Source organism: Companilactobacillus halodurans (genome assembly GCF_009600995.1).
Lineage (GTDB): Bacteria > Bacillota > Bacilli > Lactobacillales > Lactobacillaceae > Companilactobacillus > Companilactobacillus halodurans.
The window spans coordinates 19142-34536 of record NZ_VDFO01000031.1 but is presented as its reverse complement, the minus strand read 5'-3'; the positions used below and the strand labels follow the sequence as shown (position 1 = coordinate 34536).

Here is a 15395-nt window from a genome sequence, read left to right as displayed (position 1 = left end):
GCGAAAATAGTGTGGTGGCGATAGTGAGAAGGATACACCTGTTCCCATGCCGAACACAGAAGTTAAGCTTCTCCGCGCCGAAAGTAGTTGGTGGGAAACTACCCGCGAGGATAGGGAGCTGCCACGCAAGCTAAGGAATCGACAATGTCGATTCCTTTTTTCGTGTCTTCTTTTTTACAGATACAATAATAGGAAGAAATATTTATAAAAAATAATGAAAAAGTTTATTGTAAATAAAAACTTTTTTAAAAGTAAACTTTGATGCCAAGCGTCATTTTTTCATGAAAATACAGTAAAATATATAGTATTTTATATAAATCCAAGGAAATAAACTGAATAAAATTCAGTTTATTTTTTTCTTTTTTATGAAAATTATTTTTTTCAAAATTTAAGGCAAATTCAGGGGCTATACTTATTAAAAATAAGGCGTAAAATAACATATTGGTATAGATAATAAAATGTGTTCATATTTCCCTAAATATCTTGTCTAGTTATTTAAGTAATAAATTTTACTAGGTTAGTAATATGAAACTTTATTTACTATAATGTAATCTTTTTAATACGAAATTGAATATATTCTATTATAATAGAATTAATTATATCTACGGGGGTGGATACTTTGGATAGCTTTACTGACTTATTTCTCTCAAAATCAGAAATAGAAAAGATACAACTATTTAATAAAATAAAGTTGATCAGAACTAATCAACTTGCCAGTGCCAATCTTATCAATACCTATCGTAATCGTGATATTAAGGTTAAGGATATCAACTTACGTAAGGCTGCTTATCAAATGAATAAGAGTTACGGGAGTGTTTACAATACATTCTTGGGTATTCAAGATGATTTCAAGAAAATCCTTAAAAAGGATGACTACAGTACTGAAGAAATGTTTGATGTAACAAGAGATGCCTATCATGCTTATTTGACAACTAATTCAGATGGCTACTTATTCCTCGATGCAATCGTTAAGAATAAGGAAGATTCTTTTAAACATTTCTATGAAACGCTAGAAAGCAGCAAAGCAACTGTTTTACGTCATTTAAAGCCAATGAGAGGCTATTTAAAGCGTTTTGGTGTCCGAATAGCTTATGAACCAATGCGTTTCGTAGGCGATGAGGAATCGATTCGTTTAGCAATTGCGGCGTTATACTGGAACGCTACAAGGGGATACGTATGGCCTTTTGAAGACTTTACGCAAAAGACTGCCTTTAAGGTTGTCGATATTGCTTTAGATAAATATCGTCTCAAACCAACTAACCATATTACCAAGATGTTCTATGCTTATGTCGTTATGGCTCATTTGTATCGAATCATTGAAGGAAATCATGTTCAGAATATGGATGCGTTAAATGTCATCAACTATCCATTCCCTAATATTTTTGAAAGTGCTGGTTCGATGCTTGAAGGCGATACTGGTAGCGAAAAAGTTCGAGAATTGAAACGTGCTATCAAAGAAGATGTCAGTTACGAAGAGCAAATGTTCCAATCAGCTGACTTCTATATTTTGTTGATGTGCGTTCCTGCTACTTTTGAAGTATCAGATGAATATCTACAATCAGTTTCTAAACAATTAGTTAGATACAATCCTTTATTCGCTAACTTCATTGATGATTTCTTGGAACTTATTCCAATCGATGTGGAACAAGCAGTTTCAGATATGGCCTTGTCACACAAGGAATTCTTACGTTATAAATATAATTTAACGACATGTATTATTGGCGTTCTAGCATTAGATCACAACTACATTGAAATTTTGAATCTCTATTCAGGATTTGGCGATGCTATCAGCAAGCTAAATGATGAAGGATTAGAAAGCAAAATTTACTCAACAGTGCAACATTTGATGCTTCGTGATAAATATCAGTCATTGAATGGAAAATCTAAACAGATTTCGGAAGCTATTTATGCGATTGCTTACCGTTTCTTCTCACTATACAATAAGAACATTCAAGTCAAAGTTTACTTGGAATTAGAGTCATTTTTCTTAGTTTACTCAGATCTTGCAGTGACATTGCAGTCATTGCCTTATGCTAAAATCGTAAGCGATCCAAAAGACGCTGATATTGTTGTGACTGCTAATAGTGCCAACCCACCAGAAGATGAAATGAAAGACGATGTCTGCATCTATCGCTGGATGTATAATGGCGTCGACGGCCAAATGGGCGGCTTATTGAACTTGATTTATAAGATTTGGACTGAAGAAAAAGTTAGTGAAAACCCAAATCTTTAAGTGAAAGGTGTTGCAACTATTTTCAGAATATATTATGATACAGGTTGTGCGATGAGTCGAGAGTCGTCGAATTAGGACGACACTTATGATGGTAGGGTATCGAGCACCACTCACCGGATTGTGAGGGATATCTATAGGAACTGGATGTGAACCGGGACCTATTTACTCAATTTGAGTACTACCGATAAAACCATGGTTGATTTAAGCCATGGTTTTTTTATTGAAAAAATTAATAGAAGAGGTGAGAAGGATGCGTGCACAAAGAATATGGTTGTTAATTTTAAATATCACGTTTAACTTGGTAATGGGGTTTATGTTGCCGGTCAATACAATTTTTATTCATAAGAACCTACACGAAACACTAGTTACAGCTGGATTCGCCTTGATGGTCTATTCAGGCTGTATGATGGTTGGAAATGCCCTTGGCGGCGTTATGTTCGATCGTTTTTCTAAGCGTGGAACGTTATACATTGGTTATGCTATTTCAATCTTATCGTTGTTAGGTATGTCAGTACATCATGTATGGCCAACATATGCGATTATGTTGTTCATTTTAGGATTTGGAATGGGGTTAGTCTATACCGCAATCAATGCCTATACTGCTTTTGTCGCAGAGCAAATGTCAGGAAATAGCCGAGTTATTTTTAATAATATGTATTTGGCAGCTAATATCGGAATTGCCATTGGCTCAACAGCAGTTGGCTTCATATTTAAGTGGAGTATCTTTTTCACTTTCTTCATACCAATGCTATTATTCGTGTTGAGCGGCGTTATATTGTTGCTTCGAGCTAACGTGTTGGATCAGGTTGCTGAACGTGATTATGAATCAGACAGACCAGCTATGGAAGCAACTGAAATCAAAGACCCACGAATCGAAATCGGGTCAAGACGTTTCAACATTAATATGTTTATTATTTGTGCGTCAATTTTTATTGTCTGGTTAGGTTATTCGCAGTGGGACAGCAATTTGTCAGCTTATATGCTCAACCAAGGCTATACAACGCGTGAATACGGATTAGTCTTCACGATTAATGCTGCTTCGCTTTTGATTATTCAACCAGTAATGAATCGTGTGATTTCCAAAATATTTAAATTATTGAAATTTCAAATTTTCATTGGAACAGTAATCATGGGTTCTTCATTTTTACTGCTACCAGAAGCTAAAAGCTATGCGGCATACGTCACTAGTATGTTGATTTTGACAGTTGGCGAATCAATGGTCTTTCCAACGATTCCAGCTTTATTGAGCAAAATGTCAACGAATAAAAACCGTGGAACTTTCCAAAGTTTCTATAGTATTTTTGGTTCGTTAGGTCGAGCAATCGGTCCTTATGCCGGTAGTTTAATAATTGCAGCTCTATCATTTTCAACGTTATTCGTTGGAATAACGGTTTCAATGGTATTAGTAGCTGTAGCAATGTTAGGCGTTAAAGAATTAGCACAAGAGGGGTAAGATAATGATAATCTTTTTATTGATATTGTTATTACTAGTCGTTCTAATTCTGAACGCCTTTTTTTTATATATACAACAAAGAGGTTCAAAGGCTTTAGGTTCACAAGCACCCAAAGTCAAGATGGATGAAGGACTAGAAGAAAGCACTAAAAAGTTTTTAGAGAAGACAAAAGAAGAGTGGCAAATAAAGTCCAGTTACAATGGCAGTAAACTATATGGTTGGTTTACGAATAATAACGCTCATGTAACGGCTATTTTGGTGCATGGATTTGGCGTGGATCATAATTCGTTAAATGTGCACGCGCAACTCTTTGATAAATTAGGCTGCAATACGCTTCAAATCGATAATCAAGCAGCTGGCAAAAGCGAAGGTAAATATTTAGGGTTTGGCTATATTGAAGGTTTAGACCTTTTAGACTGGATAAAAGAGCTAAATAAGAGAAAGCCTGATCAAAAGATCGTTTTATTTGGAGCATCGATGGGAGCAGCAACAGTAATGCTTGCAACCAGGAATGATTTACCAAAAAATGTTAAACTGATTATTGAAGATTCTGGTTATACCAGTGCATTTGATATTTTAAGCTATCATTGTCAAAAACGATATCATATCAAAGGCAAGTGGCTAATCAATGGTATTTCATTGATGTCGAAAATTCGTGCAGGCTTTTCATACCAACAGGCAAACTGTAAAAAGGCTTTAGAACAAAACAAGTTGCCGATTTTATTCATGCATGGCAAGAATGATTTTACAGTCCCTTATAAAATGGAAGGGAAGTTATCCACATGTGGAAAATTCCCAAAAAAGACGTATAAAAGTCTTGGCGTCCATATTCGTAGCTACTACGTAGACTCAATAAACTATCAAAGTGCTGTGGATAACTTTTTGAAAATGTACCTTTAGGAGAAAATGATGAAAGTAAAAATTGCTGATTTTATGGAGAACGTTCAAGAAGGAAATTTTAATCAAACTAGTTTAGAAATTAGTAAAGATGATTTGCTTCAAGAAGACTTGTGGTCACTTAATAAAGCTAAGGAACAACTGGAAAAGGATGTTGCCGATAATAAACTTTCCCAAGTGATGATTCATGTAGCCGATGCTGAATTCGAAATTAACTTTTATTTAGAAACTGGTGTTATAAATTTACCTTTTGATGATGCTAAGAAAGTCACTCATTTCTTCGATGACGACGCAGAAGTTGAGACAAAAATCTATCTTTCAACAGCATGCGATTATTTAAATGCCTCAAAATTTCACATTGATTTAATTTCAGAAAATGTCTTAAAAAATGCTGAAATTAAACATGCAATGGATATAATGAAAGATAACTATGAAACTTCTGTAGAGAATTTCTCAAATAAAGAAGAAGTAGAGAAAGAGGATAAATAATGAATTCGATGCTACTACTCTTAGTAATGGGTGTAGGAGCTGGAATTCTTGGCGCAATTTTGGGGATCGGTGGCGGTATGATTATCACGCCGGTATTGACTATCATGATGGGGTTAGATATTAAGTATGCAATCGGTGCTAGTATCATCTCAGTTATTGCGACGAGTTCTGGTTCTACGATTGCCTATTTAAAAGATGATATGCTGAATCTGCGTGTCGCCATGTTTCTTGAAATCGCGACGACTGTTGGTGCTATTATGGGTGCACTCTTAGTTGGGATGTTCTCAAGTAATTTCTTGTATGTCTTGTTTGGATTTTTCCTATTATATTCAAGTTATAATATGCTTCGGAAACTTTTTGATAAGAAGGGCGAATCAGTTTATACCCAAGATGAAGGACTAGTTAAGAAATTCAAATTGGCTAGTACGTATTATGATAAATCGGAACAAAAACAAGTTGATTATTCAATGAAAAATGTTCCTGGTGGTTTTGTCATGATGTGGGCTGCTGGATTGGCTAGTGGTTTATTAGGAATCGGTAGTGGTGCTTTTAAAGTAATCGCGATGGATACGATTATGAAGATGCCACTAAAACCTTCGAGTGCAACTAGTAATTTGATGATGGGTGTTACTGCCGCAGCTAGTGCGACTGTATACTTTTTCAATGGATCGATTCGTCCTGATATTGCTGGACCATTAGCAATTGGTGTTTTAGCGGGTGCTACAATTGGTGCTCGATTAATGCAAGTTTTGAAACCTCGAGTTATTCGAATGATTTTTGTCCCTATTATTTTGTATATGGGATTGCAAATGGCACTTAAAGGATTTGGGGTGAATATCTAATGGAATCACATGAAGAAACTAGAGAAGTTGAAGTAATCATTGGTAAAATTTTACGAATCGGTGTCATTACCTCAGCTATTGTTATTCTAATTGGCATGGCGCTCTATTTTATGAATGGCAGCGGCTATACGAATGGATTTCCCAAAAGATTTTCAGCAATTTTTGCTGGAGTAGCTAGTGGCAAGTCATATGCGGTCATTATGTTAGGAGTTTTTCTATTAATTTTGACCCCAGTATTGCGAGTCGTTGTTTCGATTTACGCCTTTTATAAAGAACATGATAATTTATACGTTATAATCACAACGATTGTTTTAATCATTTTGATGTTTGCAATGTTCATGGGATATCGAAGTTAAAAGTAAGTAAAAAAATAAGCTATCGAGAAAAATATATCTCGATAGCTTATTTTTTTATGCATTGTCAATTGAATCTAAGAGTGTCCAGTTGATAGTTCCAGTGTAATTACCAGAGCGACTGGTTTGATTACTATTGTTTAAAGCAAGTAGAATACCGCTTTGATCCGTCCATTGAGAGGCAATATTATTAGTTTCTATGTTGTCACTATTCTTAGTATGACTAGCAATGTGAACATTGTTGGTTAAATCTATTGCTTGGCTATCGGGATTTTCTCGGTAAACCAAATTACCATATAGAGTGTGTTGTTTATTGGTATTGATAAGGTTAGAGGCTTGAGCTTGAACTGACCAGCTGCTGCCTTTATCACGACTGTCGATGACATTGATGTTCCATTTATCAAGTCGAGGAACTAATTGATTTCTGGAAGTCCAATAAATATTTTTAAATGAGACCTTATTAGACACCTCACCAAAGGCAACAGTACCGCCAATTTGGATCATTCGACTTAAGGTATTCGTTTGTCCAACTGAATCATCTGGGTCTTTAACATAAAAGGAAATTGGGGTAGATGATTCATTTAGCTGACTGTTGTCAAGATGCAAGGTGAAACTACCATCTGCAGCAATTGGAGTTGTGAGTGGAACGTAATCTTGGTCGTTTATTTTTTGGTAGACAGTCATTTTAGTGTAATCAGGCTTTGTGCTTTCATTTCCTAAGTAGTCGACTTGTGCAGGGATGTCGACGCTGTCGTTTTTATTGATTTTAATAATATCAGGCGTTGAACTTTTGAGGGTAATGGAACGTGGGTCAATAATAAATGAAGTCGTATCGGTATCAGTAATCAAATTATCGCCATCGAAATGAGCGTGTGCTGTTGGGACGGTCAACTGATTAGTCGATGTTTTAGCTGCCTGCCCATGTAAAGAAATCTTAGCAGTTCGATTGTCCTTATCTAGATGCTGTTGCAAGGTGTAATTGATATATTGTGGATCACTAAAGGCAGAACTAGGAATAGTTTCGCTTAAACCATTGGCATAAGTCACTTCACCGCTAGAAAAAGTCATATTAGCAGGGATTTGCATCTTGGCTTTAATATCAGACCAAGTTCTAGTCCAACCGATATATTTCAAATCATAGTTGTAAGTTATTTTATCTTGCGTATCAACGTGGCCATCAGCTGGAACTTCTTTATTAGCAGTATCGTTATGAATCGTAGTTTGAGCTTCTGCATCAACAAAAGAAGGCAATGATTCAAAAGCAATCAAATTATTTTCGGTGTATCTACCAGTTGCACCGGTAAAACCCCAATGAAGTTTGCCATCGGTAGTATTGAATTTAGAAATATCAACTCCCATAGTAGAAACTTTGCTGGTATTAGTAGCTGTACCATCAGGATTCTTGTCATCGTAATAATAAGTCAGTTTTCCCATCATTTTTCCACTGACTTGATTGTAAGTAGCCTTAGTCCAATGAATCGTTAAATGATGCCACTTGCTATCGACTAAATTTATGTTGGAAGTATAAGCTAAGTGCAACAATGAAAAGTAGTTTTTTGTACCGTCTTCTTTAGTTGAATCAGTTGCTTTGGCTGTATCGATTGCTTTGGTTGTATTAGTTTCAGTATTTTGAACTTTTTTAGTTGGATCGGTTACAGTTTTAGTTGGATCAGTTACAGAATGATGAATATAAGTACTAGCTTCTCCTGGATAATTGGCAGCAATGTGATGAGTATCTTTTTGTCCATAGGTTCCTACATCAAAAGAAACACCTTCGCCACTGATGTCGTTAAAATTAGTCATTCGATCCATGAAAGTATCGAATTCGATAGCAAAACTGTTTTGAATAGCATTTTTAGCAATATTCGTGGGTTCTGTTTCTTTTGTGTCCCAATCGGTACCCCAAACACCTAAGGTCTCACCATTACCAGGGACGACTTTAGTTGTTGATTTGTCCTTATTTGTAATGGTCCCTGTAGAATGAGCATCGGTCGTTCTAGGGTCGTTTTGAATCACAAAAGCCATGCCATCGCCCGGATACATACCATCGCCGCCTGTAGCTTTATCATGTCCAAAATAAAGCCACATCGAGGCTGTTTGGTCATGGTCGATATCGAAGTAATTGTAATTGTTAGCATTGCTCCAAATCCCACCAACTTGATAGAGACCATTAGTTACTTTAATGACACTAGTATCAGGAGATTCAGGGTTGTTAGAATTGACAATAGTTGCAGAGTTGCCCTCAAAACCGGCTTTTTTGAAATCATCATCGCTCCATTTTAGTCCTTTAGGTACGGTATCTAGGGCGTTTTGATAGTCATCGGCTAAAGCAGTATTGGGATTGACTAAATAGATAAAAAGAATCGAAAAAAATATAATCAAAAAAATATATATAATCCGAAATTTACTTTTAAAAATATGCATATTCCCCTCTGGCAGATAAAATAGATGTTGTTTTCTGCCAAAAGTATAACAAAGGTATAAATATATTATTCATTTATGGTACCGTAAAACCATTCTATTTTTATATAACAAAAATAAATAAAATAGCTATCAAAATATGCTTTTATTTATATAAAAAGAACAAGCTATTTCAGCTTGTTCTTTTTTGATAATTAACGATTATTTTTTTGATTGATCCAATTGGTCGAAATATCCATTGCTGCACGAGTGGCGTTAGTTTGATCGAGAGAATTGACCATTACGAAATCATGTACCATACCTTGGAAGCGTAATTGCGTAACTTCAACTCCCGCATCACGTAATTTCTTCGCGTAAGCTTCTCCTTCATCTCGTAAGACATCTGCTTCACCATTTAGAATCATTGCGCAAGGTAGGTCTTTTAAGTCAGAAAGAGAGGCTCTTAATGGAGAAGCCGTAATCTCAGCACGTTCTTGCTTACTCGTTGTATACTTGTCCCAGAACCATTGCATGCCGGCTTTAGTTAAGAAGTAATCTTCTGCAAAAGTTTTGTATGATTCAGTTTCAAAATTAGCATCAGTAACTGGGTAGTAAAGTAATTGTTGGGCGATAGGAAGACCGTGACGCATCTTAGTCATAATCGTCATAACGGTTGCCATATTGCCTCCAACAGAGTCGCCGGAAACGGTGATTTTATCTAAATTGAGTTTCTTTTCAGAAGCTAAGTTTGATAATTGTTGCAGCACAGAATAACTTTGTTCAATTGCAGTTGGATATTTGGCTTCAGGGGAAAGTGCATATTCAGGGAAAACGACTACGGAATTAGTTCTTACAGCTAGTTCACGAATCAATTTATCGTGAGTGTGGGCATTGCCAAAGACCCAGCCAGCGCCGTGAATATAAAAAATAACAGGAAGAACTGAGGAGTTGTTTTGAGGTCTGATGAAACGGATATTGAGATTGCCCCATTTGCCAGTATTCATTTCAACGTCTTCAATATCAACTTCTCGTTTTAAAATCGGACTATCTTGAACTTGATCTAAGATAGAACGTCCTAAGGCAGGTTCTACTTCATAGATGCGGGGATGCGATTCATTAGCAATGCTAAAATCTAAAGCGGCTTGTTCTAAAGAAATACGATCTGTCATAATATTATTCCTCTTTCGTAATTAAATTGTGCACAACCAATATTGGAGGCAGATATAAATATATAATCAGCGATACATTTTGTCAACAATTAAATTGCACAAAATATAATTATTTACAATTTCATAGATTTGGAATAAAATGTATTAACGAATAAATTATAAAAGGGGGCAACAATTGTGCCTATTATCGACGACAAGCAACAACCAATCCCTTTAGATGAACATTTATGCTTTTCTCTTTATGCGACGTCACGAGCTATTCAAAAACTTTATCATGATGGATTGAGCCAAAATGGTTTAACTTATCCGCAGTATTTAGTTTTAGTTTCTTTGTATCAATATCACAATGTGACAGTGAAGAAACTGGGCAATTTGTTGGCATTGGATTCAGGAACTTTGACGCCTTTATTGAAGCGCCTCGAAAATGAAGGTTTAGTAAAGCGTCAACGTAGTAAGAAAGATGAACGTGTGGTAAATGTTTGTCTAACTGCTGCCGGGACTAAAAAGAGAGAAGAAGTAAATGAACTACCCGAAATATTGGTAAAAAAGAGTCATTTTTCTAAGACGGAATGGGACCAATTAGAAAGTCTATCGAATAAGCTGTTTGAAAATATTACAGCTAAAGATTAAAAAATAAGCTCTAGCAATCAGTTGATTGCTAGAGCTTATTTTTGTGTAATCTATTTTAATTTTTTAACTTTACTAAAGAGCGAATCGCTTTCTGGCGTCTTACGATCGCCAGTACGACCGATATCGTAATCGGAATCTTTCATAGCTTCAACTTTACCCATCAAGTAGCCGTTACCTACTTGTGAGAAGAAGTCATGATTACTTGTACCAGTTGAGATACCGTTCATAACGATAGGGTTGACATCTTCAGCGTTACCATCTGGGAATAGTGGTTCTTGACCCAAATTCATCAGCGCTTTGTTAGCGTTATAACGCAAGAAGACCATAACTTCATCGACCCAGCCAACTTCCTTATAGAGTTCACGAGTGTATTTTTCTTCGTTGTCATATAAGGTATAGAGCAAATCGTACATCCAATCCTTTAAATCAGCTTGTTCTTTTTCGCTTAGTTCGTTGAAACCTAATTGGAATTTATAACCAATGTAAGTTCCGTGAACGGATTCGTCACGAATAATCAACTTAATGATTTCAGCAACATTAGCTAATTTGTTATTGCCTAAATAATAAAGTGGCGTGTAAAAACCGGAGTAGAATAAGAAACTTTCCAAGAAGACGCTGGCAACTTTCTTTTCCAATGGCTTGCCATTTTGATAGATGTCATTGATGAACTTGGCCTTTTTTTGAAGGTATTCGTTGTGATCAGTCCAGTCAAAAATCTCATCGATTTCTTCAGCAGTGTTCAAAGTACTGAAAATAGAGGAGTAACTTTTGGCATGGACTGATTCCATAAATTCAATGTTATTGAAGACGGCTGTTTCGGCTTGAGTTCTGGTATCTTTTAGCATAGCTTGGATACCATCTTGAGATTGCAAAGTATCAAGCAAAGTCAAACCACCAAAGACGTGACCGACAACGGTGTGTTCAGCGGGACTCAAAGTTCTCCAGTCATCCATATCGTTAGATAAAGGAATTCTAGTATCGAGCCAAAATTGAGAAGTTAGCTTTTCCCAAGTTTCCTTGTCGATTTGGTCTTCAAGTTTATTCCAATTCATTGATTTGTAATATGTTTCAACCATTATAAAAATTTCCTCCTAGATTGAGCAGCTTTCACATTCGTTACTACCGATTTCATCGTTATTCTCAGTAAAGGTTCTAATGTAATAAAGCGACTTGATACCCTTGTAGTAAGCGTAGTTACGTAAAATACTTAAGTCTCTGGTAGTTTGTTTAGGATCGTCTTTCCATTCATAGATTCCTTCAGGAATTTGTGAACGCATGAAGAGCGTCAAACTCATACCTTGATCAATGTGTTCTTGAGCTGAAGCATAAGTATCGATAACTTTACGCATATCAGTATCATAAGCTGATTTGTAGTACTTGATTGTGTCGTTACTTAAGAAGGGAGCTGGGAAATAGATTTTACCATTTTTCTTCTCTTGTCTTTCTTCAACTAAACGTGTAACAGGTTGCAAACTAGCACTAGTGTTGTTGACATAAGAGATTGAACCTGTTGGAGCAACTGCCATCCGGTAGGCGTTATAAAGGCCATCACGCATAACTTTTTGTTTTAAATCTTTCCAATCGCTAGGACTTGGGATGAAGATGCCATCAAATAATTCTTTGACAGCGGGCAACTTTGGAGCGAAGCTCTCATTTACATACTTATCGAAGTATGAACCATCGGCGTATTTTGATTTTTCAAAATTCTTGAAGGTTTCATTACGGTCTCTAGCAATATTGTTGCTTTCTACTAAAGTCCAGTAATTCAACAACAAGAAATAAACGTTAATGAACTCAATGGCTTCAGGTGAACCATATTCGAGGTGGTGACAAGCTAGGAAGGTATGCAACCCCATAGCGCCTAAACCGATTGAGTGGTTGACTTTGTTACCATTGGCAACTGGAGGAACGGCAACGATATTTGAAGCATCGCTGACAAAAGTCAAAGCACGAGTCATGGCACGGATTGACTTACCAAAATCGGGACTTTGCATCATATTCAAGATGTTAGTTGAACCAAGGTTACAGCTGACATCAGTTCCCATTTTGACGTAATCTTGAGCGTCATTTAATTCTGAAGGTATTTGAACTTGTTGAATCTCAGTACAGAGATTACTCATGATGATCTTGCCATCGATAGGGTTGTCGCGATTGACAGTATCGATATTTAGAACATATGGATAACCTGATTCTTGTTGCAATTTACTGATTTCGTCTTCAAGTTCACGTGCTTCAATCTTATATTTCTTGATACGGTCGTCTTTGACCATATTGTCGTATTCTTTAGTGATGTCGACATAAGAGAAAGGTACGCCGTAAACTCTTTCAACTGAATAAGGGCTGAATAAATACATATCTTCGTTATTACGAACTAATTCGTAATATTTATCAGGAACGATAACACCAAGTGAAAGGGTCTTAACACGGATTTTTTCATCAGCATTTTCCTTTTTAGCTGACAAGAAATCGATGATGTCAGGATGGAAGACGTTCAAATAAACGGCTCCGGCACCTTGACGTTGTCCTAATTGGTTACTGTAACTGAAACTGTCTTCCAACAATTTCATAACTGGTAGAACACCAGATGAAGAGTTGTCGACACCTTTGATTGGTGAACCTGATTCACGCAAATTAGATAAGGTGATACCAACTCCGCCACCGATACGTGATAGTTGTAAAGCAGAGTTGACAGTTCTTCCGATACTGTTCATGTCGTCAGTTACTTGCAATAAGAAACAAGAAACGTATTCGCCACGACGTTTGCGACCAGCGTTCAAAAATGAAGGCGTAGCAGGTTGATAACGTTGAGCAATCATTTCTTTGGCCAAGGCTTTAGCTAGTTCTTGATCGCCATTGGCATATAAAAGGGCATTAAAAAGAATCCTCATTTCATAATTTTCTAGGTAGAGGTCACCGTCATCCGTCTTTAAGGCGTATTGATTGTAGAACTTATAAGCAGCCATAAAGGACTGAAACTTAAAGTTTTGATCCATCAAGTCTTGATAAAGTTGGTCGATGAATTCATGAGGATATTCATCGATAACATTTTTTTCGATATAGTTGTTTTGAACTAAGTAGTCGATATGATCTTTGAAAGAAGCAAATTTCTTTGTGTTTGGTTCAACATTTTCTTTGAAAAAGGCAACAACAGCTTCTTTATCCTTGTTTAAAGGAATTTTATCATCCACGGGGATGTTGATTTCGTTATTTAATTTAAAATAACTGAGTTTGGTTGCGTCTAGGCTATTTAGTCCCAATTTTATTCACTACTTTCTTAAAGTTTTCGACATCTTTTTGTGTTCCGTTGAATTCAAATTGGAAGACGACCGGAACATCTAAGGCTGAAGCGATATCCTTAGCAGTGTGATTATAGAGCGTATTGAAATTACGGTTGCCGCCACCAGCGACACCAACGCAGTTTTTAGCATTATCTTCGTATTGAAGAAAATCAATTACTGGATCCATCATATCGTCGTCATAAGAAGGCACGATAAGAATAAATGACCGATCCATCTTGTAGAAAGGATCGGCGTCGGTTATTTCGTATCCATCTATTCCTAATTTATTGACGAAACGTTTTGTTTGACCAGTAATGGAATAATAGGCAACTTCTTTCAAAATTAGCCTACGAGCTCTTTTAAGCTATCTGGACGGAAACCGACGATTGGGTCCATAGAATCATTCATAACGATGGGAACACTTTGGAAACCTTGTTGTTTTAAAGCATCAAGATATTGTGGCTCTTGATTGATATTTCTTTCTTCAAAAGAAACGTTGTGTTCCTTCAAGAATCTTTTGGTCATTTTGCATTGCATGCAGTTGTTTTTACTATATACGATAACATTATTCATAAGTATTACTTCCTCTCGCTTGCGTTCTAAATCAGTATAATCATTTAATTAAATAAACACAACATATTGTGTTCACATGTAACGAGCAATACACGATATAGCGTGGTTATGTCGCCATTATAAATCAGTGACAAACGTGTGTGCCCACGCAATTTTTAGCGTTTTGCGTTACAATTTCAAATAATTTTTCGATTCGTGGTAAAATTAGTGTAATGACTATTATAGAGTTATGGAGTGTTTAAAACAATTAATTTTAGTTGGGAGAAAACTATGAACTCTTGGAATTTTGTGGGAATTATTGCATGGATCATTGTCATAGCACTTTTGATCTTTGTTGTCTTTAATATTAGAAATCGTCATTTAAAAATTCTCGTGGGCCAAAAAAAGAAAATTACTTGGACCACTATTTTAACGGATTTATTAGAAATTGTCGTCATAATTTTAGCTGTTATCGGACTTTTATATAATAGCTTGTTTACGAAGGTTGATTTGACAGATAAAAGTGAAGTCGCCGTTTCATATAAATATGATCCGATGATTGTTCAAACGACTGATGATGGACAAGGATACTATGTCAAAATCAATAAAAAAGAATCTAGTTCGGCAACTGATGTTTATCAATATTGGTTGAATAATTCGACTTATACCGTCTCAAGCAAAAACGCCACAGTTTCAGATGCAACTTTGCCATTTACCGTTTCAGGATTGCATTTAGACTGGCCAATGAAAAAAATCAAGAAGATGGATTCAAAATACCAGTTTGCTTACGTAATTACCGTCCAAGCTAAGTATAAGAATAACTTCATCAACGGATTAGGCTTGAAGGCTAATCGCTATGCCATGGAATATCGAGTATTGAGGGTTCCAGCTAGATCGTTTATTAACGTCGAACGCTAGAAAAATTTAAAAATATTAAAAGTAAGGTTTAGAGATTCAACTTTTAATCATAATGATAAAGATAAAATAGGTGTGACAATCGTAAATGGTTATCACGCCTATTATTTTTGTGAAAATATTTAAAATAAATTAACGACTTATTCTATTTTGATATAACAGGCAGTTAAAACCTGAATGCTT

At 36.0% G+C, this 15395-nt stretch carries 14 protein-coding genes and 1 rRNA gene; 9 read left to right on the top strand and 6 right to left on the bottom strand.

The window, feature by feature from the left end:
* Positions 1-10 precede the first annotated feature (10 nt).
* The 7 genes from rrf to FHL05_RS08755 all read left to right on the top strand — a co-directional run bounded on the left by rrf (position 11) and on the right by FHL05_RS08755 (position 6271).
* A 5S ribosomal RNA gene (gene rrf, locus FHL05_RS08785) occupies positions 11-127 on the top strand.
* Between the two features lie 492 nt (positions 128-619).
* Positions 620-2233: a helix-turn-helix domain-containing protein gene (locus tag FHL05_RS08780; protein ID WP_153384627.1), complete on the top strand. Its 1614-nt coding sequence runs from the start codon at positions 620-622 to the stop codon at positions 2231-2233.
* Between the two features lie 250 nt (positions 2234-2483).
* Complete coding sequence (locus tag FHL05_RS08775; RefSeq protein ID WP_153384628.1) at positions 2484-3686, top strand: MFS transporter; 1203 nt, start codon at positions 2484-2486, stop codon at positions 3684-3686.
* Between the two features lie 4 nt (positions 3687-3690).
* Positions 3691-4587 (top strand): alpha/beta hydrolase, encoded by an 897-nt coding sequence (locus tag FHL05_RS08770; RefSeq protein WP_153522480.1) that lies wholly within the window; start codon positions 3691-3693, stop codon positions 4585-4587.
* Positions 4588-4596: 9 nt separating this feature from the next.
* Positions 4597-5073 carry a hypothetical protein gene (locus tag FHL05_RS08765; protein ID WP_153384629.1) on the top strand — a complete coding sequence of 159 codons (477 nt, stop codon included), beginning with the start codon at positions 4597-4599 and terminating at the stop codon, positions 5071-5073.
* Complete coding sequence (locus FHL05_RS08760) at positions 5073-5915, top strand: sulfite exporter TauE/SafE family protein (protein WP_153384630.1); 843 nt, start codon at positions 5073-5075, stop codon at positions 5913-5915. Before FHL05_RS08765 ends, FHL05_RS08760 begins: the two co-directional genes overlap by 1 nt.
* Positions 5915-6271 (top strand): DUF1634 domain-containing protein, encoded by a 357-nt coding sequence (locus tag FHL05_RS08755; RefSeq protein ID WP_153384631.1) that lies wholly within the window; start codon positions 5915-5917, stop codon positions 6269-6271. The genes FHL05_RS08760 and FHL05_RS08755 overlap by 1 nt, the downstream gene beginning before the upstream one ends.
* A gap of 54 nt (positions 6272-6325) precedes the next feature.
* Here FHL05_RS08755 and FHL05_RS08750 read toward each other — a convergent pair whose 3' ends face one another.
* Positions 6326-8650, bottom strand: coding sequence for an L-type lectin family protein (locus FHL05_RS08750; protein WP_153522478.1), 2325 nt, complete (start codon positions 8648-8650; stop codon positions 6326-6328).
* Positions 8651-8883: 233 nt separating this feature from the next.
* On the bottom strand, positions 8884-9837 hold the full coding sequence (locus tag FHL05_RS08745) for an alpha/beta hydrolase (protein WP_153522476.1): 954 nt from the start codon (positions 9835-9837) through the stop codon (positions 8884-8886).
* A gap of 177 nt (positions 9838-10014) precedes the next feature.
* Here FHL05_RS08745 and FHL05_RS08740 point away from each other — a divergent pair, with 177 nt between their 5' ends.
* A complete protein-coding gene (locus FHL05_RS08740) occupies positions 10015-10467 on the top strand; it encodes a transcriptional regulator, SarA/Rot family (RefSeq protein ID WP_162000262.1) in 453 nt (150 codons plus the stop codon).
* Positions 10468-10517: 50 nt separating this feature from the next.
* On the opposite strand, the gene nrdF is transcribed toward FHL05_RS08740, so the two are convergent.
* Genes nrdF through nrdH form a run of 4 tightly spaced genes read right to left on the bottom strand, consistent with a single transcriptional unit; the run spans position 10518 to position 14318 of the window.
* Positions 10518-11543 (bottom strand): class 1b ribonucleoside-diphosphate reductase subunit beta, encoded by a 1026-nt coding sequence (gene nrdF / locus FHL05_RS08735; RefSeq protein ID WP_153384634.1) that lies wholly within the window; start codon positions 11541-11543, stop codon positions 10518-10520.
* Positions 11544-11558: 15 nt separating this feature from the next.
* Positions 11559-13724 carry a class 1b ribonucleoside-diphosphate reductase subunit alpha gene (nrdE, locus tag FHL05_RS08730; protein ID WP_153384635.1) on the bottom strand — a complete coding sequence of 722 codons (2166 nt, stop codon included), beginning with the start codon at positions 13722-13724 and terminating at the stop codon, positions 11559-11561.
* Positions 13711-14085: a class Ib ribonucleoside-diphosphate reductase assembly flavoprotein NrdI gene (gene nrdI, locus FHL05_RS08725; protein WP_153384636.1), complete on the bottom strand. Its 375-nt coding sequence runs from the start codon at positions 14083-14085 to the stop codon at positions 13711-13713. The genes nrdE and nrdI overlap by 14 nt, the downstream gene beginning before the upstream one ends.
* A gap of 2 nt (positions 14086-14087) precedes the next feature.
* Positions 14088-14318: a glutaredoxin-like protein NrdH gene (nrdH, locus tag FHL05_RS08720; RefSeq protein WP_153384637.1), complete on the bottom strand. Its 231-nt coding sequence runs from the start codon at positions 14316-14318 to the stop codon at positions 14088-14090.
* A gap of 270 nt (positions 14319-14588) precedes the next feature.
* Between nrdH and FHL05_RS08715 the strand changes: the two genes are divergently transcribed.
* Positions 14589-15215: an LVIS_2131 family protein gene (locus FHL05_RS08715; RefSeq protein WP_153384638.1), complete on the top strand. Its 627-nt coding sequence runs from the start codon at positions 14589-14591 to the stop codon at positions 15213-15215.
* Positions 15216-15395: the final 180 nt, after the last annotated feature.